General features: G+C 63.8%; 17 protein-coding genes. 5 read left to right on the forward strand and 12 right to left on the reverse strand.

Features of this window, described 5'->3' with window-relative positions; translation table 11 throughout:
* Nucleotides 1-276 precede the first annotated feature (276 nt).
* From oadA to G3480_RS11680, 5 genes are all read right to left on the reverse strand, one after another.
* Nucleotides 277-2,100 carry a sodium-extruding oxaloacetate decarboxylase subunit alpha gene (gene oadA, locus G3480_RS11655; RefSeq protein WP_164654063.1) on the reverse strand — a complete coding sequence of 608 codons (1,824 nt, stop codon included), beginning with the start codon at nt 2,098-2,100 and terminating at the stop codon, nt 277-279.
* Nucleotides 2,101-2,236: 136 nt separating this feature from the next.
* Nucleotides 2,237-2,635: a four helix bundle protein gene (locus G3480_RS11665; RefSeq protein WP_338114121.1), complete on the reverse strand. Its 399-nt coding sequence runs from the start codon at nt 2,633-2,635 to the stop codon at nt 2,237-2,239.
* 157 nt (nt 2,636-2,792) lie between these two features.
* Nucleotides 2,793-4,211 carry an acetyl-CoA carboxylase biotin carboxylase subunit gene (locus G3480_RS11670; protein ID WP_164654064.1) on the reverse strand — a complete coding sequence of 473 codons (1,419 nt, stop codon included), beginning with the start codon at nt 4,209-4,211 and terminating at the stop codon, nt 2,793-2,795.
* Between the two features lie 136 nt (nt 4,212-4,347).
* Nucleotides 4,348-5,679 carry a four-carbon acid sugar kinase family protein gene (locus G3480_RS11675; RefSeq protein WP_164654065.1) on the reverse strand — a complete coding sequence of 444 codons (1,332 nt, stop codon included), beginning with the start codon at nt 5,677-5,679 and terminating at the stop codon, nt 4,348-4,350.
* Between the two features lie 245 nt (nt 5,680-5,924).
* On the reverse strand, nt 5,925-8,168 hold the full coding sequence (locus tag G3480_RS11680; RefSeq protein ID WP_164654066.1) for a phosphoketolase family protein: 2,244 nt from the start codon (nt 8,166-8,168) through the stop codon (nt 5,925-5,927).
* 234 nt (nt 8,169-8,402) lie between these two features.
* On the opposite strand from G3480_RS11680, the gene G3480_RS11685 reads away from it, so the two are divergent.
* The 5 genes from G3480_RS11685 to G3480_RS11705 all read left to right on the forward strand — a co-directional run bounded on the left by G3480_RS11685 (nt 8,403) and on the right by G3480_RS11705 (nt 14,358).
* On the forward strand, nt 8,403-9,188 hold the full coding sequence (locus tag G3480_RS11685; protein ID WP_164654067.1) for an IclR family transcriptional regulator: 786 nt from the start codon (nt 8,403-8,405) through the stop codon (nt 9,186-9,188).
* Nucleotides 9,189-9,727: 539 nt separating this feature from the next.
* Nucleotides 9,728-11,173, forward strand: coding sequence for a TrkH family potassium uptake protein (locus tag G3480_RS11690; RefSeq protein WP_164654068.1), 1,446 nt, complete (start codon nt 9,728-9,730; stop codon nt 11,171-11,173).
* Nucleotides 11,174-12,706: a sensor histidine kinase gene (locus G3480_RS11695; protein ID WP_164654069.1), complete on the forward strand. Its 1,533-nt coding sequence runs from the start codon at nt 11,174-11,176 to the stop codon at nt 12,704-12,706.
* Nucleotides 12,703-13,410: a response regulator gene (locus tag G3480_RS11700; RefSeq protein ID WP_164654070.1), complete on the forward strand. Its 708-nt coding sequence runs from the start codon at nt 12,703-12,705 to the stop codon at nt 13,408-13,410. Before G3480_RS11695 ends, G3480_RS11700 begins: the two co-directional genes overlap by 4 nt.
* Nucleotides 13,411-13,539: 129 nt before the next feature.
* The gene (locus G3480_RS11705) at nt 13,540-14,358 is read left to right on the forward strand and encodes a shikimate 5-dehydrogenase (RefSeq protein WP_164654071.1); all 819 of its coding nucleotides are present in this window, start codon (nt 13,540-13,542) and stop codon (nt 14,356-14,358) included.
* A 157-nt stretch (nt 14,359-14,515) separates the two neighbouring features.
* Here the strand turns inward: G3480_RS11705 and G3480_RS11710 are convergent, their stop codons facing one another.
* From G3480_RS11710 to G3480_RS11735, 7 genes are all read right to left on the reverse strand, one after another.
* Nucleotides 14,516-15,082, reverse strand: coding sequence for a diheme cytochrome c (locus tag G3480_RS11710; protein WP_240905768.1), 567 nt, complete (start codon nt 15,080-15,082; stop codon nt 14,516-14,518).
* A 12-nt stretch (nt 15,083-15,094) separates the two neighbouring features.
* Nucleotides 15,095-15,460 carry a DUF1924 domain-containing protein gene (locus G3480_RS11715; protein ID WP_164654072.1) on the reverse strand — a complete coding sequence of 122 codons (366 nt, stop codon included), beginning with the start codon at nt 15,458-15,460 and terminating at the stop codon, nt 15,095-15,097.
* 751 nt (nt 15,461-16,211) lie between these two features.
* Complete coding sequence (locus G3480_RS28955; RefSeq protein ID WP_276611699.1) at nt 16,212-16,346, reverse strand: hypothetical protein; 135 nt, start codon at nt 16,344-16,346, stop codon at nt 16,212-16,214.
* 606 nt (nt 16,347-16,952) lie between these two features.
* Nucleotides 16,953-19,052, reverse strand: a complete 2,100-nt coding sequence (locus G3480_RS11720; protein ID WP_164654073.1) for a PTS transporter subunit EIIC — start codon at nt 19,050-19,052, stop codon at nt 16,953-16,955.
* Between the two features lie 16 nt (nt 19,053-19,068).
* On the reverse strand, nt 19,069-21,612 hold the full coding sequence (ptsP, locus tag G3480_RS11725; protein WP_164654074.1) for a phosphoenolpyruvate--protein phosphotransferase: 2,544 nt from the start codon (nt 21,610-21,612) through the stop codon (nt 19,069-19,071).
* A gap of 148 nt (nt 21,613-21,760) precedes the next feature.
* Nucleotides 21,761-23,095, reverse strand: a complete 1,335-nt coding sequence (locus G3480_RS11730; RefSeq protein WP_240905769.1) for a carbohydrate porin — start codon at nt 23,093-23,095, stop codon at nt 21,761-21,763.
* Between the two features lie 137 nt (nt 23,096-23,232).
* Entirely contained in the window at nt 23,233-24,633 is a 1,401-nt protein-coding gene (locus G3480_RS11735) for a mannitol dehydrogenase family protein (RefSeq protein WP_206171682.1), read from the reverse strand.
* Nucleotides 24,634-24,741 lie beyond the last annotated feature (108 nt).

The following is a 24,741-nucleotide window of genomic DNA, read 5'->3' on the forward strand; positions in this document are numbered from 1 at the left end:
GGGGGTTGTTTTCGGGGCGGCCCCCCGGGGGGGTTGCGGGGGCCCGGGCAACCGTTGCGCCAACCCCCCGGGGGGCGGGGCCCCCCGCCGCTCCCGCCCCCCGGGGGGGGGGGGGCGCCGCTCCCACCAACTGCGCGCCTGGGCCAAAGGATGGTCGAGGCCGCCGCAGACAAGCCACAGCAACCAGTACAACTGCGGTGCCACCAGCTTGCGGCGCAATAGGCGCTCGCGATTGCGCCCTACTCCGACCTTCAATCCTGCCGCGCGGGCGCTTGCCTAAGGCGTGATCTCCAGCAACACCTCGTCCGGATTCACCGCATCGCCTTTGTTGACGAAGACGCCGGTGACGGTGCCGTCGATCGGGGCCTGGATCTCGGTCTCCATCTTCATCGCCTCGGTGACGAGCACGGCCTGCCCCGCCGTGACGCTGTCGCCCTCCTTGACCAAGACGTCGACGATGTTCCCCGGCATGGAGGTCGTCACATGCCCGGGTTGGCTGGGCTTGGGGCGCTTGCCGGCGATCGCCGTCTTGACCGCACCCTCGGCACCACCCGTCAGGACAAGCTCGTCCAGCGTCTCGACCACGACCTCTTCCGGGATGTCGTCGATGGTGAAGTAGAAGTGGCGCTCGGCCTGGCCCTTATGACCGGCACCTGTGACCTTGATGTGGTAGCTCTCGCCGTGGACGTTGATGTTGAACTCGGTTGGGGCGGACTTGACCTCGTCGGTCGCGCTCGGCAGCGGCTCCAGCGGCTCCGGATGCAGGGTACCGGCAGCACGCTGCTCCAGGAAGGCCCGCCCGATCTCCGGGAACATGGCAAAGGTCAGGACATCTTCCTCCGTCCCGGCCAGGCTGCCGATGTCCTTGGTCAAACGCTCGATCTCAGGCTTGAGCAGGTCAGCGGGGCGACAGTCGATCAGCTCTTCCTTGCCGACCGCCTCCTGCTGCAACGTCGGGTTGACGGGCGCCGGGGCGGCGCCGTAGCGGCCCTGGAGATAGAGCTTCACCTCGTTGGTGATGGTCTGGTAGCGCTTCTCGGTCAGCACGTTCAGGACCGCCTGGGTGCCGACGATCTGCGACGTGGGCGTGACCAGCGGGGGGTAGCCGAGGTCCTTGCGCACGCGCGGAATCTCCTCCAGCACCGCGCTCATGCGGTCGAGGGCGTTCTGCTCCTTCAGCTGGTTGGCCAGGTTGGAGATCATGCCGCCAGGGACCTGATTGATCTGAACCCGAGTGTCGACCCCGGTGAACTCGCTCTCGAACTGGTGGTACTTCTTGCGCACCTGATAGAAGTACATGCCGACCTCCTGGATCGCCTCCAGGTCCAGTTCGGTGTCGTACTCGGTGCCGCGCAGTGCCGCGACCATGCTCTCGGTCGGCGGATGGGAGGTGCCGCCGGCCATGGAGGAGATGGCCGTATCGATGGTGTCGCAGCCGTTCTCGATCGCCTTGAGATGGCACATATCGGCCAGTCCGGCGGTAGCGTGGGAGTGCAAATGCAGCGGCAGGTCGACGCTGTCCTTCAGCGCCTTGACCAGCTCGGCCGTCACGAAAGGCGTGAGCAGGCCGGCCATATCCTTGAGGGCAATGGAATCGCAGCCCATGGCCGCCAGCTCCTTGCCCATCTTCACGAAGCCGGGCACGTCATGGACCGGGCTGACCGTATAGCAAATGGTCCCCTGAGCATGCTTGCCAGCGGCCAGGGTGGCTTCGATCGCGGTCTTGAGATTCCGCAGGTCATTCAAGGCATCGAAGATGCGGAAGACGTCCATACCGTTGTCGGCCGCCCGGTGCACGAAGGCGCGGACGACGTCATCGGAATAGTGCCGATAGCCGAGGAGATTCTGACCACGCAGCAGCATCTGCAGGCGCGTGTTCGGCAAGGCCTCGCGCAGCTTGCGCAGCCGCTCCCAGGGATCTTCCTTCAGAAAACGCACGCAGGCGTCGAAGGTCGCGCCGCCCCAGCACTCCAGCGACCAATAGCCAATAGCGTCCAGCTTGGGACAGATCGGCAGCATGTCCTCGGTGCGCATGCGCGTCGCGAGCAGTGATTGATGGGCGTCGCGGAGGATGACGTCGGTGATGTTGATCTTTGGCATGGTTCGCTCACTTGGGAACGGTGGTCGGTGGTCGGTGGGCAGTTGGCAGTTGGCAGTTGGCAGTTGGCAGTTGGCAGTTTTCAGTTTTCAGTTTTCAGTTTTCAGTTTTCAGTTTTCAGTTTTCAGTTTTCAGTTTTCAGTTTTCAGTTTTCAGTTTTGCAAGATTGTTGCGCAGTCCAACGAGCATGGCGGAGATTTCTCGCGTTTCCGCGATCCACGATGCCCCTTCTTGCCTTTGGATGTAACCGATCTCGATACCGATATAGATCTGCGTGCGCAGCTCTCCGCAGGACCCCAGGGCAATGTCGATATAACGCTGCCGATCCTTGTTTGGCCGCCGCTCCAGCCCCTCAGCAATGTTGCTTGGCACCGAGAGCCCCGACCGCGTGATCTGATCCCGGAAACCGAAATCCCTCAATCCGGACATCGCCTTGTAAAGCTCAACGCTCAGCCGCGCCGAGCGCTTCCAGACCTCAAGATCCTCAAACCGCAGCAACCCCAAGATCCTTCTCCATGACCCCCAGGCAGCTCCCACTGACAACTGACAACTGACAACTGCCAACTAAAAACTGACAACTTCCCCGCCAAGCGCTTCCAGACCTCAAGATCCTGCGCCATGACCCCCAGGCAGCTCCCACTGACACCTGACAACTGACACCTGACAACTGCCAACTGCCAACTGACAACTCCCACTAAAGCCCGGCATGTGCGGCGAGCGCCGCCGCCAAGGCCGCCGCGATATCCTCCCGCCGCCGCTTGGTCGAATAGTTCAGCAGCTCGGGATGTGCATCCAGGAAGCCGGTGTCGAAGCTGCCCGCGAGGAAATCCGGGTGACGGAGGATCTCTTGATAGAAGGGGATGGTCGTCTTGACGCCGAAGAGTCCGGTGTCCCGCAGTGCGCGATGGCCGCGGTTGACGACGTCCTCCCAATTGAGCGCCCAAACGATCACCTTGGCGAGCATGGAATCGTAGTACGGCGGGATGTGGTAGCCCGTGTAGATGGCGCCATCCGTGCGCACGCCTGGGCCGCCTGGTGCGTAGTAGCGCGAGATGCGTCCAAAGCTGGGGAGGAAGTTGTTCTGCGGGTCCTCCGCGTTCACGCGGAACTGGATCGCGAAGCCGCGGCGCTTGATCTGATCCTGGCGGTAGCGCAGCTGCAGGCCCGCCGCCACACGGATCTGCTCCTCGACCAGATCGACACCCGTGATGGTCTCCGTAATGGTGTGCTCGACCTGGATGCGGGTGTTCATCTCCATGAAGTAGAAGCGCCCGTCTGAGTCCAGCAGGAACTCCACGGTGCCCGCATTGGTGTAGTTCACCGCGCGCGCCGCGAGCACCGCGAGTCCGCCGACGTACTGGCGCTGCGCGTCATCCAACTGCGGCGACGGGGCGATCTCGATCAGCTTCTGGTTGCGGCGCTGGATGGAGCAGTCGCGCTCGTAGAGGTGGACGCAGTGGCCGTGGTGATCGGCCAGGACCTGGACCTCGATGTGGCGCGGATTGACCACGCACTTCTCGAGAAAGACCTCGGCGCGGCCGAAGGCCTTGGTGGCCTCTGAGATGACGCGCTCGAAATTGTTGCGCAGCGCGGCCGGATCGTCGCAGCGGCGAATACCCCGCCCGCCGCCGCCCGAGGTCGCCTTGAGCATGATCGGATAGCCGATCTGCTCGGCGCAGGCTAAGGCTTCATCCAGGTTCTCCAGATTGCCGGGACTGCCAGGCGTCACAGGAACCCCGGCCTTCTGCATCGCTTGGCGCGCCGCCGTCTTGTCACCCATGCGGGCAATGACTTCGGCGTTGGGACCGATGAAGGTGATGCCGCGCCGCGCGCAGGCCAGCGCAAGCTCCGGGTTTTCGGAGAGGAACCCATAGCCGGGATGCACGGCGTCGCAGCCGGTCGCGACCGCCAGGTTGACGATGTTGTGGACGTTCAGGTAGCCAGCGAGCGGGTCGCTGCCCAGGCTGTAGGCCTCGTCGGCCTTCTTGACGTGGAGGGAGTGACGGTCGGCCTCGGCGTAAATGGCCGCCGAGCGGACACCCATCTCGGCGCAGGCGCGGATGACACGCACCGCAATCTCGCCACGATTAGCGATCAGGATCTTACGAAGCATCGGTTTGCCTTTAGGAGGACCGCCTAGGCGGTCAGTGTGGCGGTATCGAGAGACGCTCGCCGCCAATGCTGCTTAGCAGCATTGGCACTCCTGGGGATTGTACAAAGGCAAGGCGGGAATTGAAATCGCGGTTTCGTCAATCAGATGAATCAATAATCTGGTAGACCCTAGCCAGAGCGTCATCACCGCCCACATTGCCGGGGAAAATGACGACGGGCAGATCCGGGAAGCGCGAATGATCCGTCGGACAGCGCACCACCGAGCAGCCGGGATGGATCTGACCCAAGACGCGGGCCGTGCGCAGCGCCAACCCCTTACTCAGGGTGTCATTCGACGTGATACCGCCCTTGCTGATGAGAAAACCCGTCTCGCGCGGGAGATTCTGCACCAGCCTGACCAAAAAGCCGGAAACACGCTCGCCAAAGGCCAGCCGCTCCGCCTTGGTCGGAAACTGCCGCTCGCCCCGGCTGGTATAGAGCACCGCACTATGGTGCTCATGCTGGGCCGTCTCCAGCCGGTCGATCAGCTCGTGGAAGAGCGACTCCTCGTCCCGCGTCAGACGCTCCAGGTCGATCTCGATCGGGATGACGTCCGTCTGCTCGATGAGGGTCTCCAACTGCCGCGTCGACTTGGCGACATGCGAGCCCACCAGCACAACTCCGGGCCGGCCGCCGCGCACATAGGCCGACATCGCCTCGGCGGCAACCGGCTGCGGCGGCAAGGCGGCAAATGAGGTCAGCAGGCTCGCCGCGCTGCGAAAAAGAAAGCGCTTGCCCTCGCCCACGGCCGCCAGGACCTGGCGCGCGAAGTTGTCGAGGTCTGATTGCTGCTCGGCATCGACCGCACAGCAGACGTTGTCCGTCAGACCTCGGAGGCGCGCCGCGATGTCGCCGCGCACATCGTCTAGGGAGAAGCGCTCGACCTCAGCGGACGCGATGCGTCCAGCGGTCTTCTCCTCGACATAGTCAGGCAAGAAGGCGTGCTGGAAGCCGAAGACTGAATCCTGCGCGAACTCGGCCTCGTTGACCGGAACGGGCTTGCCGTCCACCACCAGGTAATGTACCCCGTCGCGCGTGATGCGGCCCCCTTCGAAGAAGGCCGGCACCAGGAAATGGGCATCGAAGGGACCCAGTTCCTCGGCAATGATGTCCGTCTCGACCGGATAGTGGCCCCGCAAGGTCGAATCCGAGCGGCTCACGATGAGCGGCTGGATCGGACTCCCCGCCTCCGCAAGCCTCGCGAGCGCCTGGCGCAGGTTGACGCAGATCTCGCGGGTGACGCTCGCCGCGTCGTCGGCACTCATGCCGCGCGTGTTGCTCAGCACGAAGAAGAGCGGCGCCGCGTCGGTCAGCGCCTCGATCAGGGTCTCCGGGTCCCAGCGCGTCAGCAGCAGACAGGAGTGAACGGTCTGGGAGCCGGTCGGGTCATCGTCGATGGCGATGATCTTGGTGGCGGGTGTCTGGGTCATGGGATTCTCATTCAGGGCGGCCGCGAAGGGGCTCGCTCGGCCGTCTCATAGAAGCACCCTGCGTGGGAGCGCCGCCCGGCGCGACCTGCGCCAACATCGGAGCAGGCCTCGTCGCGGCGGGGCGCCGCTCCCACCTAGGCGCGATCGGCTAGTCGTAGAGGGTGGACAAGCACAGCGCAGTCCACCAGCGTCGGTGCAAAATGCGGAGGACTTCGCTCAGGCTCGTCCACCCGACTCAAGCTCCGCTAGGCCGCGCTCTCCAGCGCTGGCCCTACCCGCTCCATCAGGGTCTTGGCCCGCTGCTCCAGGCTCTCCGGCGAAATGCCGTTGAAAGCCATGATCTCCGCCGGGCTCGCCGTGGTCTCGCCGCGCTGCCAGCCGACCAGATCCCGCGCCGCCGTCTGACTGCGCAGCAGCACGGACTCCAGGGCGACGGTGCCGCCGCCGCTGACGCCGATGAGCGCGTCGCCGTGGAAGAGTGCCTCGAAGTCGGCGTCGCTCATGAAGCGGTCGTCCGGCTCCGAGCTGTGCGACCAGGCGACATCATCCGGCCGATAGAGGCGACGCGGGTTGGCCACGGCGACGATGCGCACCCGATAGCCCTCCGACTCCAGTCGGTCCTTCGCCGCGAACACCGGCTGAAACACCATGTCCCCCGTCACGGCGAAGACGATGGTGCCCTGCCGCCCCTGCGCCGACTCGTAGAGACAGGTGGCACCCTCGTCGATCGCCTGGCGCGCCTGCTCCATGCTGGTGTGGACCGGCAGCGCGGACTTGGAGGCGATGATGCTGATGCACTTGTTGGACTGCTCCACCGCCCAGCCGTAGGCCGCCTGGATCATGTTGGCGTCCGAGGGATAGAGCAGATAGACGTTGCCGTTGCGCATCTGGCCGCCGATGTAGTTCTCGATCTCGGGCCGCTGATGGGTCCAGCCGTTGCGCCCCTGCTCCAAGGCGCCGGCCGTGAACATGGACACCACGGCCGGCGTCCTGTGCCGCAGCTCGGCCATCGCCTGGCCCACGGTCTGTACGATGGGCCAGCCGTTGATGGCGAAGCTCTCGTAGGACAGCCACAGCGAGCGTCCGCCGAAGAGCGCCAGACCGGCCGCGAAACCGGCGCAGGCGTCCTCGTTCAGGGGCTCGTAGACCTGACCGTTGGGCGACTGGTTGTAGAGCGGATCCTCGGTCGGATGGCGGATCTTCAAGGCGTCGTTGATCGCCTTCATGGCGGACGCCTCGTTGCCGTCGGCGTTGGTCACCACGAAGTCCGGGTCGCGCTGACCGAGCGCCGCCACCATCTGCGCCATGGTTGTCGCGGGCACGGCCTGCTCGCCGGGGGCAAATTCCTGGGTCGGCAGCGTGCCGATGTCCGTCAGCGGACGCTCGAACTCCGTCACCACCGTCCGCCCCGCCGGACCACCGCCCGCGCGCTGCATGTTGGTCCGCACCAGCGCCCAGGCCTCGGGCGCCAAGGCACCCCGTTCCAGCGCTGCGGCGATGTTGGGCTTGTCGGCCGTATCGCCGGGATAGAGGTTGTGGGCCTTGGCGCCGCTGGCATGCACGCCGGCACCCTTGAGCTGCTTGAGGATGACGCAGGTCAGGGTACCGCCCATGGCCGACTCCGCCGCCTCATGCATGGCTTCGAGCACGGCGCGCGAGAAGGCCTGCCGCGCCTCCGGGCTAAAGCGAGTGCTGTCGACGTAGGCGCCTTCCTGTCCAGCGTCATCGAACGCCTTGGCATCGATGAGGATCACGCGCTCGAAGTCGTGCGCCCGCCAGTAGGCCTCCATCTGGGCGTTGTCCATGAGCGACACCATGGAGTGATGCTCCTGGCTGTAGCCGTTCCACACCAGCACCGGCAGGAAGTTGGTGACCTCCGGGTAGGCGGTGTGGAAGTGCTTCATGGCCGAGAGGATGTAGGGCTCGCCGAGACCGCCGTCGCCGATGGTGCAGGGGAACAGCTTGTCGCGATTCAGATAGGCCCCGGCCATGGCGAAGTGCTGCCCCTGCCCGAGCGGGCCGGCCGGCGCCAGCAGACCCGGAATGGCGCCGGAGAGATGCCCGAGCAACCCGTCACGCTCGCGGAACCTGGACTGGAGATCGGTCACCGTGCGGATGCCCATGTCCTCCAGCGATCCATCCAGGAACATGGCGCTGTAGAAGCCGGGCGCATGGTGACCCACCTCGGTCACGATATTGGTGTGCCCGAGCATGACCAGGGACGCATAGGCGTCCGCCGAGCTGGCGAAACCGCCTGGATGACCGGACTGCTTGGAGGCGCAGAGCTGCAGGGTCAGATAGCGCAGGGCATCGGCCGTCAGCTGCGTTTGGTAGACCGCCGCGTCATCGATCTCCCGGATACCCGTCTGGCCGTCTTGGATCGCAGCTTGGCGGCCGTGCCGCGCGAACGCCTGACCGGCCGCCGCAAAGTGCAGCACGCCGTCGCAGAAGGCGGGCGCGGATTGATTCGGGTAGGTCGCGGTGGTCATGGTCTGTCCCCTCTCAGTTCAGGTGTTTGAGCCCTTGCTGGCGAGACCGCCAGCGCTGGGGGAGACTCTAGGGCGCCGAGCGAAATTCCGCAATAAGCAATAGATCCCACATCGTGGAATAAGGACGGCAGGGCACTCGAAGCTACCGCGAGCAAAGGCGTTCTTGCGATCGAGCTGGGACATCTTCGGGATTTTGTGATTTCATGATATGAAATTTCTCATCAGAGATTTCTCATGACGCAAGAAAGCACCACGACCGCCGCCCGCATTCAGGTCATCGACAGAGCCGCCGCCCTGCTCGACGCGGTCGCCCGTTACCCGGATCCCGTGAGCCTCAAGGTTCTGGCCGCCGAGGCCGGGCTGCATACGTCCACCGCGCACCGCATCCTCGCCTCGCTCATCCAGAATCAGTTTGTCGAGCGCGATGCCGCCGGCCACTACCGGCTCGGCCTGCGCCTGCTCCAGCTGGGCGTGCGCCTGCACGGCAACGTCGACGTGCGCGCCATCGCTCGCCCCATCATGGAGGCGCTCAGGGATCAGCTCGGGGAGACCATCAATCTGACCATTCGCGAGGGCGACGCCGTCGTCTACATCGAAAAGGCCACGCCCAACCGCATGATCCACGTCCAGCAGCTCGTGGGAGCACGCGCGCCGCTGCACGTCACCGCCGTGGGCAAGCTCATGCTCGGCGCGGCCGGCGAAGACGCCATGCGCGCCTACGCCACGCGCACCAACCTCCCCGCCTACACCCGCAACAGCCTCACCACCCTGCCCCGGCTCATCGCCGAATGCTCTGAGTGCCTCGAGCGCGGCTACGCCCTGGACGACGAGGAGGCCGAGATGGACGTCGGCTGTATCGGCGTGCTGATCTATGACAGCACCGGAAACGTCAGCGCGGGACTGTCCGTCTCCGCGCCGATCAATCGGCGACGCATCGAGTGGGTGGAGGAGCTGGTCGCGGCGGGGCAAACCTTGTCGGAGCGGCTCGGGTATCGGTCAAGGCAAGACGAGAGAAACTGAGCCCCTTCGCCCAGTGACGACGCGCAAGGCGCTGGACGAGCCCAGTTGGCTGGACGAGCCCAGTTGGGACCAGGGTGTTGAGGCCCTCACCCAAGCGCGCCATCAGCGGGCAACATCAGGGGGCGCGACGCACTTCGGCGCCCCACCAAGCCTTGCGCTCCGACACCTCGAGGAAGCGCCCGACAGCGGTCCTGATCGCACCCGAACGAAGATTCCCGAGCGAACATTTACGCAGGCTTTACGGGGCAAGCTTGCTCCTGCCTAGGATAATGGTTAGCGTTCGAACGCATTGAAGCCCATGCTTCTCGATTCCCCGCTAGGAGCCTTGAGGGCGCAAAATGCTTGCAGGTGAGTCAAATTTCGATGAAGCGTCCGATCATCCAAGGCCATCGGGATCGGGATCGGGATCGAACCGACGATAGCGATTCCGATGGCATGACGCGTCGGTCTGAGGCAAAGCCTCGCTAGATCCTTGTCTGGGTTTCACCGGGATTCAAACTTCGGCTGGTCGGATCCATCGAAGGCTTCGCAAAAACGCTATGCACTGGCGCGCCATTATTCGTCTCTTCGGGATTCTGCTGCTGATCTACAGCCTGAGCTTCCTGACTTCGGTCGCCACGGCCCTGATCTACGCGGACGGACAGTGGCAGATCTTCACGCTCTCCCTCATCTTGTGGGCCGCGTTCGGCGCCATGCTCTGGTTTCCGAACCGGAACGAGCACAGCGAACTGTCTGTCCGGGAAGGCTTTCTCATCGTCGCCCTGTTTTGGGCCGTGCTGGGCGTCGTCGGCGCGACCCCCTTCCTGCTGGGTCTGCATCTCAGCTTCACCGATGCGGTCTTCGAGTCCATCTCGGGGTTCACCACCACGGGCGCGACCGTCATCGTCGGCCTGGATCGATTGCCGCCCTCGATCCTCTATCATCGCCAACAAATCCAGTGGCTTGGCGGGATGGGTGTCATCGTGCTCGCCGTCGCGGTGCTGCCGCTGATGGGGGTTGGCGGCATGCAGCTGTATCGCGCGGAATCATCCGGGGTCACCAAACATGAAAAACCGACGCCGCGCATCGCCGAGACCGCGCGCGTGCTATGGACGCTCTATTTCGGCTTGACCGCTATTTGCGCCTTGGCGTTCTGGGCCGCGGGAATGAGCGTATTCGACGCCATCGGCCACGCATTCACCACCGTCGCGACCGGCGGCTTCTCCACTCATGACGACAGTCTGGGCTACTTCGACAGCCCGATGATCGAGTTCATCGCCATCGTCTTCATGCTGGCTGGGGGCGTGAATTTCGCCATCCATTTCATCGCTTGGCGCAAGCTCGATCCGCGAGCCTATACCAGCGACCCGGAGGTTCGGGTCTATGGGCTGATCTTCCTCGGCGCCTCGCTATTCATCGCGGCAAGTCTGTACTGGGCCGGCGCTTATGAGAGCATCTGGGAATCATTACGCTACGCGGCCTTCCAGGTCGCATCGATTCTCACCAGCACAGGTTTTGGCACGGCCGTCTTCGCTGACTGGCCTCTGCATGTCCCCTTGGTGCTGGTCATGCTGTCCTTCATCGGCGGCTGCGGCGGTTCAACGGCGGGCGGCATCAAGGTGCTGCGCATCATGCTGTTGGCCAAGATGGGGGTGCGGCAATTGTTCCAGCTCGCGCATCCGCAGGCGCTCACCGTGGTGAAGATTGGCGGCCGACCGGTGGAGGAGAGAATACTCTTCTCAGTTTGGGGCTTCTATGTGCTCTACATCGTGACCGCCCTGCTACTGACGGTGGCCATGATGGCGGCGGGTCTGGATCTGGAATCGGCCTTTGGTGCCGTAGTGGCCACGATCAATCTCATGGGACCTGGGCTCGGCGAGGTCGCATCCAACTTCACGACCGTCGATCCGCTCGTCAAATGGCTCGCCGTATTCAGCATGCTGGCCGGACGCTTGGAGATCTTTACGCTGCTGATTCTCTTTCTTCCCTCGTACTGGCGGAATTGAATGGACCAGGCGTCCTATCCGAGACCAGCGTCCGACTATCTCCTCGCCGCAGCGGTCGTGCTCGCGGCCTTGACGCTGGCGCTCCTGGTGCGCCCCTGGCTACCCTTGGCGAACCTCTCGCTGGTCTTTCTGATCGGCGTCTTGTGGGTCTCGGTGCGCACCGGCCCGCTGCCCGCGCTCTTCACCGCGCTGCTGAGCGCGCTGACCTACAACTTCTTTCTCACCGAGCCGCACTACAGCCTCCTCATCCAGCATACCGATGAGCTGCTGACGGTCGGTTTCTTCTTGCTGGTTGGCCTGATCGGCGGTCAGGTCGCGGCAAGGCTGCGTCGACAAATGTTGGCCTTGCGCGTCGCCAACGATCAGGCGCGAGTGCTGCTCGATCTCGGGCGTCGGCTCGCCGGACTGTCGAATCTGGTTGAGGTCCAGCGCGAGACGGTGCGCATGCTCAGTGAGCACATGCGCCTGGCCGTGGTCCTCTTTGCGCCGGGAGAAGAGGGCCAGCCGTTGATCCTGGCCGCCCATTCCGAGCCAGAACCGAGCTTGGACGACAGGATTCGCCAGTCGGCCGACTGGGCTTTCGCGCATCGCCGTCCCTGCGGGCTGCAAACGACAACTCAGGCCGAACTCGACTGGCGTCTGTTGCCGCTGGGCCTGGAAGAGGAGTGTTTCGGCGTGGTCGGCATCTCCTATTGCGGGCAAGCGCAACCAACCACGACCGAACTGACGGCACTCGACGGCCTGATCGCCCATGCCACCCTAGCCATGGCGCGGACCCGGCTGACGGATCATCTGCAGCAGGCGCGCCTCGGCGAGGAGACCGAACGCCTGCGCGCGGCCTTGCTCTCCTCGGTCTCCCATGATCTGCGCACGCCGCTGGCCTCGATGATCGGCGCCGCAAGCAGCCTTCGCGCCCTCGATCGGCAGCTCTCCGCCGAAGATCGCGACGAGTTACTGGAGGCGGTGCTGAGCGAGGGCGAACGGCTCGACCGCTACATCCAGAACCTGCTCGACATGACCCGGCTCGGCCATGGCACCCTCAAGCTGGAACGCGACTGGATCGGCATCGACGACATCCTGGGCGCGGTTCTGCGGCGTCTGCGCGATGCGCTTCGCAGCCATCGAGTGATCCGCGTGATCGAACCGGACCTGCCCTTGCTCTACGTCCATCCGGCGTTGATCGAGCAAGCCCTGATCAATCTGCTCGAGAATGCGGCGAAATTCTCGCCCAGCGACAGCGAGATCCGTCTAACGGCAAACCGCGAAGACGATGCGCTCAGGGTCAGCGTCTCCGACCAAGGGGCGGGCATTGCCGAAGCCGAGCGCGCCCGCATCTTCGACATGTTCTACACCGGCCGCGATGGTGACCGCGGTAAGCACGGAAGCGGACTGGGGCTCGCCATCTGCAGCGGTATGATCGGCGCCCATGGCGGGCGCATCGAGGTGATGGATGGTCTCGACGGTCGGGGCACGACCTTTGTCGTTCATCTGCCGCTGATCGAGGCGCCAGTGAAGCCGGAGTCCGGCACATGAGCGATGCCGGCGCCCAGGCACAGATCCTGATCATTGATGACGAGCCGCAGATACGCCGCTTCCTGCGGATCAGCCTCAAGAGTCAGGGGTACGCGGTCGCGGAAGCCGCGAGTGCCGCCGAGGGCATCGCCGTCTCACAGGCCCACAGGCCCGACCTCGTCGTGCTCGACCTCGGCCTGCCGGATGCCGACGGCAGGACCGTGCTCGCCGAGCTTCGGGCCCAGTCATCGGTGCCCGTGATCGTCCTCTCGGTCCGCGACAGCGAAACGGAGAAGGTGCTGACCTTGGACAGCGGCGCCAACGACTATGTCACCAAGCCCTTTGGCATTCAGGAGTTTCTGGCGCGCGTGCGGAACCTGCTGCGCGCGCGGCCCGAGCCGACAGCGACGGGAGAGGCGGTCTTCACCGACGGTCATCTGACCGTCGATCTTGGTCGGCGGCTGGTCAGCCAGGACGGCGTTCCGGTCCATCTCACGCGCAAGGAATTCGCCGTGCTGGGAATGCTGATCGGTCATGCCGGGCGCGTCGTGACGCAATCACAGCTGCTGCGTCAAATCTGGGGGCCGACCCATCTCGCGGACACTCACTATCTGCGCATCGTCATCGGCAAGCTCCGCCAGAAGCTCGGTGATGATCCCAATGATCCGCGTTACCTTCGCACCGAGCCCGGCGTCGGCTATCGCTTCATCGGCGCAGACGTTTGAGTGCTGTTCAGCATGGACCGCCGTCGCAACTGCGTGTTCGGTTTTGGGCCAGCCCAGATTCCAAATCGAAGGGACAAATGGCCGCAGGGGCAAAAGAGCCGCAGGTAGGCAGAATCAACGAGGTCAAGCATGACGCAACGCATCAATAAAGATACCCGCCTCTGCATCTCCCTGGCAGCCCGGCCCAGCAATGTCAGCACCAGGTTCCACAACTTTCTCTACGAAGAACTGGGCCTAGACTTCATCTACAAGGCCTTCACAACCAAGGACTTGGCCGCGGCCATTGCCGGCATCCGCGCGCTTGGCATCCGTGGCTGCGGCGTCTCGATGCCATATAAGGAAGGCTGCATTGCCTATCTGGACGCGCTGGCGCCATCGGCCGAGGCATTGCAGGCGGTGAACACCATCGTCAACGACGACGGCAACCTCTGTGGCCACAACACGGACTACATCGCGGTCGCGACCTTGCTTGAGCAGCACGCCGTGCCCAAGCACCTACCCTTTGTCCTGCGCGGCAGCGGCGGCATGGCCAAGGCGGTCGCCGGCGCCTTGCGCGACAGCGGCTTTCGCGACGGCATCATCCTGGCCCGCAACGCGGCCACGGGCCGACCGCTGGCGCAGGCCAATGGCTATGAGTGGCGGAGCGCGCTTGGCGACGCCCGACCCGGTCTGCTGATCAACGCGACCCCCATCGGCATGACCGGCGGCCCTCAAGCCGCGACCTTGGCTTACGAGCCAGGGGTCATCGATCAGGCTCAGGTGGTGTTCGACGTGGTCGCCGTGCCGCCCGAAACACCGCTCATCCAATACGCCAGGTCGGCGGGCAAGTCCGTCATCACCGGCTACGAGGTGGTCACCTTGCAGGCGGTGGAACAGTTCGCCCTTTACACGGGCGTGCGACCGACCGCGGAGCAGATCCGCCGCGCGGCTGAGCATGCCCGCGGCTGAGCAGCACCCGCGGGCGGACGCAGCGGCGAATGTGTGGTGATGCCTGCGCACAGCTGAGATGCACCACGGCGGCTATCCAGTGCTCCGACGCCGCGCTGCCCCGAGCAGCCGACCGGGATGGCCAGCCGCTGCCGGACTCCGTCAAGATCGGGATACGTCAGTCATCCCATGGCCCATAGCCCGGAATGTCGATTTGCCGCTCGTTATAGTTTCCCTCCGCAGCACGACGGTGACAGGCGTTGCATTTGCTGAAGCTGCCGACATCGGGATTGCCGGTGACGAGCCGCGCAGGGATCTCATCGTGCTCATCGCGGAACTTCGCGATCTTGGTGATCCTTGGGAGTTGCGCGCCGGTGGCAGTGGTCGCAGCGACTCCGACCGCATCGGCACCCAGGAAGCTGCTGATCTCCAGGCGCAGTGCTTCGGACAGGGTGGCGTCGTCGCCATAGTGGTCGCTGAGCGCGGCCGGCGTCATGATCTGCGCCCAGGCGCGAGCCGGCAATAGCTCCGGTTGATAGGCCATATGGCAGGCGCCGCATTCGTCAATATAGGCTTGGCTGCGGATCGGCGCGAGTGGAACGTCATCGTCAATCCACTCTTTCGAGGCATGACCGCGCCTGCGGTCGTCATCATCATCATCGTCGGCGAGTGCGAGCCCGGCGATGCTCAGTGAAACCAATGCGAGCATGAGCAGGACGAAAGGTGGCGTGCGTTGCATCATCATGGATTCTCCTGGTTACTGTGTCTTGATGTAGGCGAGGAAATCGGCCTTCTCGGTGGCCGTGCATTCGCGATCGAGGGTCCAGCGGCAGTTGCGCAGCAGCCATTTTTCAATCTTCGCCTGATCCGTCAGGCGCTCAGGATTGACGGAGGGCGCCAGGGGATCGATGGTCTTGCCGGTCTTGGCGTGTTTTCCCGGCTGAGTCAGGTCGCGGCCGTGACAGCTCACGCAACTGCGCGCAGGGGAGCCATCGGCTTGCGGATGGGTCTCGACCCAGGCGGCCTGTCCCGCCGCCGGATCGGCGGCGAGCAGGGACGCTGGAGCTGTTAGTGTCAGGGCAGCCACAGTGGTCAGGAACGAGGCGGCGAGCGTTGGTCTCATGGGGGTTATCTCCCGTTGATTTTCGGTGATCGGCTTCAGAGGCTGTCTGACAAACCTCGGAGCGACTTTAGAAAGCGTCCATCAACAACTTCCCCCCTTCGCAAAGGGGGGCTACGTCCATCAACAACTCCCCCCCTTTCGCAAAGGGGGGCTAGGGGGGATTTCGGGCGGCATCGCCCGCATCGGGAAACAATTGATGGACACTTTCTTAGGCGCCCTTGGCACCGGCGAGAGGGCGAATGAATTCGCCCCTACGGCTCGGGCGATTGCAATATTCAGACAGCCTCTCAGGTCTGACTGCGATCTGTTGCCCGAGAGATTACGCTGGTGTAGCTGACGAAGTGCTGCCCGCTACTGTCAGCGAATTGTCAGCAGCAGCTGTGGTCGCACCCTGAGAGGCTGTCTGAAAAACCTCGGGGCGACTTTAGTCGCCCTTGGCACTGGCGGGAGGGCGAATGAATTCGCCCCTACAGCTCGGGCGATTACAATATTCAGACAGCCTCTGAGAGGCGTCCGGAAATCATCGTAGAGGCCCCCTGGGATCCTTGAGGGCGCAAAATGCTCGCAGATGAGTCAAATTTCGATGAGGCGTCCGACCATCCAAGGCCGATGGCATTCGGATTCGAGGCGTTGTAAATGGGTGAGTGCGTTCATCGCATCCTGTCCATGGCAGTGGTTATTGGTCTCACCACCTATCGGTTTTATGTAGCCAGGGCTTCCAGCCCTGGCAAACCAGGCCAGGATGGCCTGGCTACGCAGGCTTGGAGCGGCTGTTCAGGTTGATTTCGGGAAACCGATAGGTGTTGAGGTTATTGGTATCGACAGCCGAGGTGACCGAGCCTGGACGCGAGATGTTGGCCATCGTCGCCCCTATGCTCGGAGACATGGAAAATCTGCGGCAGGTGGGTCGCGAAAGTTTGGGGATGCCTCAGGGCCTGTCTCGCATTTCCCCAATAAGCACAATGCCCTGTCCGTGCGGCATTTTCCCGCCGTCCGGGCCTGGGCAACCGCTGAACGCACAGACCTGACTTGGGCCAAGGATGTGAATGGTAACCGCACGCGGCGAAGACGCGCGGGTGAGCTGAGCATTGGCTGACAAGCCTGTGTAGGGATCGGTCAGGCGGGGTTCTCTAAGCTGACCTCATGCCGCCATGCATGGTGGCGAGAGTCTTCTTCAACCCTGCCACGACCTGGAGTGCTTACCCATGATCAGCTATTCGATACAAGCCCTCGATTCACACCGCTGCGATCTCTCGGTTCGGCCAGGGCGCGCGGTCCGTCGCGCCCGCATGGGCTCCCTGCCCCGCCTCATGACGATCGCTCGAGAAAAGAGAGCGCCGGGTTCGGGCGAGGCCGAGGAACGGACGCTCTCGATCGAGGAGCGGATTTGCCGCTATTTGGACTCCCAGCCTGCACAGCTGTATCGCGGCGGGGCCTGACAAAGCCGTGGTTCCGGGCGACCTGGTCCGAGCACGGCCTTGCCGGCCATTCCTCAACCCGCCATCGCCGCCTTCATCTCCGCCGCGTATTGATCGGCATTGAGCCCGACGATCAGGTGCAGGACATTGTCGGGCAGGCGCAGAATGCCTTGGACGCCGGCGGCCGTGAGGGCGGCCTCGTCAAGCTGCGCGCCGTCGCCAAGGGCAACGCGCAGCCGGGTCTCGGCGGCAGACTCGGCTTGCTGGACGTTGCGGGTGCCGCCGAGTGCGGCGAGGATGGCGCGGGCCTTCTCCGGTGCCTTCGGGTCGCGGGCGCGGGGCCTGAGATCGTCGGCCTTGTAATTGACCTTGGGGGCCGCGGCGCCCTCGGGCAGTTCGGCCTCAGGGCCGGCATGGGCCAGGTACTCTTCCATGTCGGTCTTCAGGTTGTCGGACTTAGGCCCGAAGATGGCCTGCATGTTGTTGCCGACGACGACCACGCCGGCGGCACCCATGGCTTTGAGCTTGTCCGGGTTGGCCTTGTGGATGTCCACCACCTCGACGCGCAGGCGGGTGATGCAGGCGTCGAGTCCGGCGATGTTGCTCTTGCCACCGAAGGCCAGCACCAGTTCCTTGGCGAAGTCGTCGGCGATGATGTCCTTGAAGTTCTCGGCATCCGCGACGGCCTCCTCGCGGCCCGGCGTCTTCAGGTTGAGCCACTGGATCAGGGTGCGGAAGACCAGGTAATAGACCACCGCGAAGATCGGCCCAAGGATCAGGATGATCCAGGGCTTGATGTTGTTGACCCAGTAGAGGGCATAGTCGATGAAGCCGTGGCTGAAGCTGTAGCCGAGCCGGGCGTCGAGCAGATAGGTCACCAGGTAGGCGATGCCAACCAGCCCCGCATGGACAACGTACAGTAAGGGCGCGACGAACAGGAAGGCGAACTCCAGCGGCTCGGTGATGCCGGTCAGGAAGCTGGTCAGCGCTGCCGAGCCCATGATGCCGGCCACCCGCGCCTTGTTCTCGGGTTTGGCGGTGTGATAGATCGCCAGCGCCGCAGCGGGCAGACCGAACATCTTGAACACGAAACCGCCGCCGAGGATGGCCGCCTCGTAGTCGCCGGCGAAGAAGCGGCTCAGCACGCCATGCACCGCCTCGCCGGTCTTGGGGTCGATGTAGGTGCCGACCTCGAAGAAAAACGGCACGTTCCAGATGTGGTGCAGACCAAAGGGCAACAGCATGCGCTCGACGACGCCGTAGATGGTCACCGCCGCCGCCGGGTTGCCGTAGGCGGCCCAGTCGCCAAAGCTGCGGATGGCGCCGCCGATGGGCGGCCAGATCACCGCCAGGATTGCGGCCAGCCCGATGGCCGCGAACGACACCACGATGGGCACGAAGCGCTTGCCGGCGAAGAAACCCAGATAGGCCGGTAACTGGATGCGGTAGTACTTGTTGAACAGCCAGGCGGCGATGAGGCCGATGAGGATGCCGCCGAACACGCCGGTGTCGATGGACTCGATGCCGAAGATCTCCTTGATCTCGGCGCGACTCTTGGCCACCGGGAAGGGGACCGCGTTGCCGCTGCTGTCTTGATAGAGGGCCAGCACGCCACCGCCGTCCTCCACCTCTTGGATCGAGAAGGGCACGGCGGCATTGCCATCGCCGCAGCTGATGCTGCGGGTGCCGCTGCCGTCGGAAGCAGCCTCGTCGAGTCGGACCTTGCTCAGGGTGCGCCCCTGGGCATCCAGACAGATGAAGCGCTCGCGGGCGGCGTCGTATTCGACATAGGCGCTCTTGCCATCCTGAAGCGCCAGGGGTTCGACGGGCGCCATCCAGTCGATGAACATGAGCCCGATGACACCGAGCGCGGCGACCAGGACGAAATAGCCGACGGTGGCGGCCATGGCCGCGACACCGTCGTTCTTGGTGAAGCCAAGCACGACGCCGATGGCGAAGATCAGCGGCAGGATGGTGAAGACCGCGCCGCCGGAGGCGGCCATGATCTCGCCGATCTTGATCAGCCAGGGCGCGAGATCCTCGGCGCCCGCGATGGAACTGCCGACGCCGAGCAGGATGCCCGCCACCGGCAGCACCGACACCGGCAGCATGAGCGCCTTGCCGATCTTTTGCAGGTTGGCGAAGGCGCCGTCCCAGGTTGCTTTTAGATTCATTTCGGCATGCTCCCGGTCAATACTCGGTGGGTATCAGCGCGCGGACCTGCGCGGCGGTGTCGCAGGCCAGGGCCCGTTCGGCCAGGCCCTGACAATCACCGAGCGAGCGCGTGCGCACCTCGGCCTTGACCGCCGGGATGGCCGGGACGCTGACCGACAGCTCATCGACGCCGATGCCGACTAGGATGGCAACCGCCTGCGGGTCGCTGGCGATGCCGCCGCAGACACCGACCCACTTGCCCTCGGCATGGGCGCCGTCGACGGTCTGCTTGATCAGCCGCAGTACGGCCGGGTTCATGGCGTCGGCCTTGGCGCCGAGCTTCGGATGCCCGCGGTCCATGGCCAGGGTGTACTGGGTCAGGTCGTTGGTGCCGATGGAGAAGAAGTCGACCTCACGGGCGAACTGCCGGGCCATGACCGCCGCTGAGGGCACCTCCACCATGATGCCCAGTTCGACCGCGTTCTCAGCCAGTTCAGCGCCGGGGACCTTGGCACGTTCTTCCATCACCAGGCCCTTCACCGAGCGGATCTCGTCGATGGTCGCGATCATCGGGAACATCATGCGTAGCTTTCGGCCGATGCCGGCGCGCAGGATGGCGCGCACCTGGGTGCGCAGAATCTCAGGCTTTTCGAGCCCGATGCGCACGCCGCGAATGCCGAGGAAGGGGTTCTCCTCGCGCGGCATCGGCAGGTAGGGCAGCGGCTTGTCGCCACCAACGTCGAGCGTGCGGATGATCATCGGCCGACCGTCGAGCGCCGTGGCGATGTCTGAGTAGATCTGCACCTGCTCGTCTTCGGTGGGCGCGGTCTGGCGCTCCAGGTAGAGGAACTCGGAGCGCAGCAGGCCGACGCCCTCGCCGCCGAGTGGGATCGACTGCTTGGCATCGTCGAGGCCGCCGATGTTGGCGACCACTTCCACCCGATGGCCGTCGCTGGTGGTTGCCGGCTCATGGGCCCTGGCCAGGTCCGCCTCTTTCTTCTCGGCCAGTTTGTGCTTCAGGGTCAGGATGATATCGACCTCAGCCGGGTCGGGGTCGATGCGCATCCGGCCCGTGCCGCCGTCCAGGATCACCTGGGTGCCGTTGGCCAGGTCCAGCGCGCGCGGCTCGATGCCGGCGACCGCTGGGATGTCCAGCGAGCGGGCCAGAATGGCGACATGGGAGGTCGCGCCGCCGCCGATGGTGGCGAAGCCGAGCACCCGCTTTGGATCGAGCTTGGCGGTGTCGGAGGGCGACATCTCCTCGGCGATGAGGATGCAATCGGCCGGGATTTCGGGCTCCTCGGTGGGATGATTGGTCAGGATACCGAGCACGCGGCGGCCGACATCGCGCAGATCGATGGCGCGCCCGGCCATGATCTCGCTCTTGAGTTGTGCCAGTCGATCGGCGTGGGTGCTGTAGGCGCGCTGCCAGGCGAAGGCCGCTGACTTGCCCTTAGCGATGGCGCTCTCGGCGATCTCCATCAGGTCCGGGTCTTCGAGCAATTCTTGATGGGCGGCGAAGATGGCGGCCTTGGCCGGGTCCGCCTTGGCGCGCAGCTCCGTCTGCAGCGACTCCAGCTCGTTCTTGGCCCGCTCGACGGCGTCCTCCAAGTGGCGGCGCTCGACACGCGGCTCGCCGTCCGCCGCTTCGGGGACATCGATCTCGTCGCGGCGCAACTGGAACACCCGCCCGACGCCAAGTCCAGGTGATGCGGCAACACCGAGCAGCACCTTGGGATCATCCGAGCGCGGTCGCGGCGCCGGGGCATTGGCCGGGTCCGGCTCGGTGGTCGCCGGTGCCGGGGCGGGCGCCGTGCCCTCGTCACCGAGTCCGGCGGCGAGCTGCGGCGCGATGCTGGCGATGGCCGAGTCCGCATCCGGCCCGATGGCGACGATCACCACCTTGTCGTTCTGCGCGATCTCCAGGCCCATGATCGAGACCACGCTCTTGGCGTTGGCTTGGTCGTCGCCTCGGGTCAGCAGCACGCGCGACTTGAAGCGCTTGGCCAGATTCGCCAGCACCGCCGCCGGGCGCGCGTGCAGGCCGGTGGCGTTGGGAATGAGGATGGCCTCTGAGCTGGAGGTCTTGCCGGCGGCTTCGGCCTCGGCGGCATCGGAGGGGATGGTCTGGATGGTCAGGAAGGAATCACTGCCTGCCATGACCGATCCGCTGGCAGCCGCCAGAGACGACACCCGCTCCATGTTGGCCACCAGGATCTGAGTCAGCAGGCTCTTGGCGTGGGTTGCCAGATAATCGGCGTCGAACTCGATCAGTGGGTCACCGGTCTTGACCTGGTCACCCTCCGCGACCTTGGCGGTGAAGCCTTCGCCCTTGAGGTTCACGGTGTCGAGGCCGATGTGCATCATCACCTCGATGCCGTCGGCAGTGGTCAGGGTCACCGCATGATGTGCCCGGTGCAACTGCGTCACGCGACCCTCGCAGGGCGCGGTGAGCAACTGGTTGGTCGGGTCAATGGACGCGCCATCGCCGACCATCTTCCGCGCGAAGACCGGGTCCGGAACCTGTTCCAAGGGCACGACAACGCCGTCGAGCGGCGCCTTCAGGATCAGTGAAGCCAAGGCGCTGTACTCCTAATTCCGGTGGTAGTCGCCCTAAGGCGATGTCTGTCAATCGCCTTAGGGGAGCGAGGCTGTTGCTCGCACCCTGAGTGCGAGGCGCTTGCTGTTGATCGGACCATTGAGCCTGGATGCAGTGTAGACGAATCGCTCAAAAGTTGACGCTGACCCGGGCGCCGATCAAAAAGGCGTTATCGATGTCGCCGGTTCCCGCCGGACGGATAATGTACTGGATATCCGGCTGGATGCTGATGCCCCTGCCGAGGACGAACTGGTGATTCAGTTCGATGACCGCCTCATAGTCTTTCTCCGGCAGGCCTTCGGCAGTGCGCGCAACGTTGACCTCATCACCGAACCAACCACTGCTGATGGCCACACCCGTGGTATCCCTCGGCCGAGCCTCGAACAATCCCTCGTAGACGAGACCGGCGCTGACATACCAGGGCATGGGGTTGGTGTCATTGGTGAAGCTGAACACCAGGGAGCCAAAACCCCACAGCCCCCGGTCCGCGCCGGGCTTCTCCCGGTAGAGCATCTGGTCGGCCATCACCCAACCCATGGCACTTCCGGTCGTAGTGGAGTTGTCCGTGCTCGCGACGTCCAGGAAGTCGCCGGTCATGTAGTAGCCGCCGACCTTGTAGGTGCCCGGCAGGGCCGTATCGGAATCGCGGTTGACGTGGTAGTGGAGTTCGCCAACCATGGTCACCCCGTTGTTGCCCACACCCCAACTGGTGCCGTGTTGGTTGTGGTCAGGGCTCGCCGGGTCCCCTCCCTTGCCGGTGGGATCGCCGTCATAGACGGCGGCCTGGAGGGTCCAGACACGCGACGGCGTGTCATAGCGAGCCAATGCGCCCCAGGTTGCCAGCGGGTAGGAGGTAAAGGTGAAGGGGTTCTGCAGGAAGACCGGTTTTGGATTGCCGCAGTAGGAATTGTTGATGAACTGGCAGTTCAATGGCGAGCTCAGGAAGTCGCTGTTCGCCGTGAGCCGCCCGTAGGAGAGCATCAGCCGCTCATCCAACAGCAGGGTGTTGAACCGGACATCGACGAGTTTGACATTCTGCCCGCCGTAGAGCTCCTGCACGGTGAACTGGTTTCCGCCCTCCGAAGGCGCGACGAAGCGCTCCGAGACCGAGGTTCCATCTCGTTTTGACCCCTTGATCACCAGGTTAGTCGCAGGAATGCCGAGAATGCGTTCGAGATCGAAGCCAAACTCCAGGGCGATGTTGTCGGCATAGGTGCCGCCGAGCTTCTCCCCGCCGACGATGTTGAACATGGGCTCTGAGGTATAACCGAGCCCGAAACTGACCCCATGCCCCTTCCAGGCATCCCTTGTCTCAGAGTCAGAGAGAAGGTAGTCGCTCGATGGATAGTCCGATGCCAGAACTCCTGGCGCTGTCAACGCCAGAAGGATGGCCGTCGCCGGGAGGCCCGGCCCAATCCAGTTGCATTCATCCTGAATCATTTGGCTCGTGATTCGGTTGGTCATTGCGTTCGCTCCGCTGGTGATGCGGCCGGAGATGCGTGAGCCGACAAACCCTGCCGACCCCTGCTCTACGAATTCCGCGATCATTTGATTGTTGTTGGCATTGCCCCGGAATCTGCATACGCAGTTCATTGAACCCTTTAACTCGCCCCCTCCAAATATCCTGCGAGGACGGACTCGACACCTTCCGCATAGAGGGCAAGAAGGGCCGCCGAAAAACGCTCCTGGAAGAGCGGCACCCGACCGACTTCGCCGTAGATATCATCCATCGCAAGCCAGGCCAGCGGATCCTGCCGAGCCAAGTGAGCGACCGCGTTCAGCCGACTCCACTCGGGATCATTCGGCTCGATCTCCTGGCCGTTCTCCAGGGTCCCGAAGCAATAGCGACTCCACAGCGCCGATACCAGCGCTAAACCCTGTATATCGGCTCCCACCTTGAGCCGGTCATTGATCGAAGGGGTGATGAATTTCGACTGCCGATTGGAACCGTCATAGCAAAGCCGACGCACGGTATCGGCAATCTTAGGATTCGAGAACCGCTCCTCGATCAAGGTGAAATACGCATTGAGATCGGTCGTCGGAAGCGGTGGAACAATGGGGATGATTTCGTCGTGCTCGACCTTCGCGAGGAAAGGTCGCAGCAATGCATGCTCCATTGCCTCATGCGCATACTGGATTCCCAAGAGGCCGGCCGCATAAGCAATGGTCGCGTGTCCGCCGTTGAGCATTCGGATCTTCATCGTCTCGTAAGGCGTGACATCGGGCACGAACTGGACGCCGACCGTTTCAAGGGCAGGTCGGCCGCTCGTGAACCGATCTTCTAGGACCCATTGTGAGTAATGCTCGCAAAACACAGGCGCAGCGTCTTCAATGCCGAAATCCCTCGCCAAGAGTTCACGCTCGCGCGTGCTGGTGGCCGGCGAGATGCGATCAACCATGCTGTTCGGAAAAGCCACCTTGTCTTGGATCCAATCGGCGAGTCCGGGATCGGACAAGCGCGCCAATCCGACCACTGCATCCCGAGTCACGCGACCATTGTGCGGGATGTTGTCGCAAGACAAGATCGAGAAGGGTGGAATGCCCGCGCTGCGGCGCTCTTTCAAGCCAGCGATCATCAAGCCGAAGACGGTCTTGGGGTTCTCTGGATCGGCGCTATCGCTAATCAGCACTGGGTGCCTGGGATCGAATACACCTGAGCCCGGGTTGATAAAGTAGCCGCCCTCGGTGATGGTCAAGGAGACGATTCTTATCGCCGGATCCGCGAGTGAACGAATGATGTCCGCACTGTTTCCAGGCATCAAGAAATCGACCATCGCACCCGTCACTCGGGCGTTGCTCTCGGTCGCCGATTGTTCCACGACCGTACTGAGAAAATCCTGCTCCTTGAGGGATTGCCGCAATCGCTCGTCCGACGACATGACGCTAGCGCCGATGATCGCCCAGTCGTGACCGACGCCCGTATTGAACAATCGATCGAGATACAGGGCCTGGTGTGCGCGGTGGAAATTTCCGACGCCGAAATGCAGAATTCCGGGTGACAAGAGTGCGCGATCATAGGTAGGAACTGCCGCGACAGCGGAAATACTGCCAAGATTCCTTGCGCAAAGCTTTGTAGCCATAATCATTCTCAAAAGTCGCGTTGAACTGGA

It is taken from the genome of Thiorhodococcus mannitoliphagus (genome assembly GCF_010915725.1).
Taxonomy (GTDB): Bacteria; Pseudomonadota; Gammaproteobacteria; order Chromatiales; family Chromatiaceae; genus Thiorhodococcus; species Thiorhodococcus mannitoliphagus.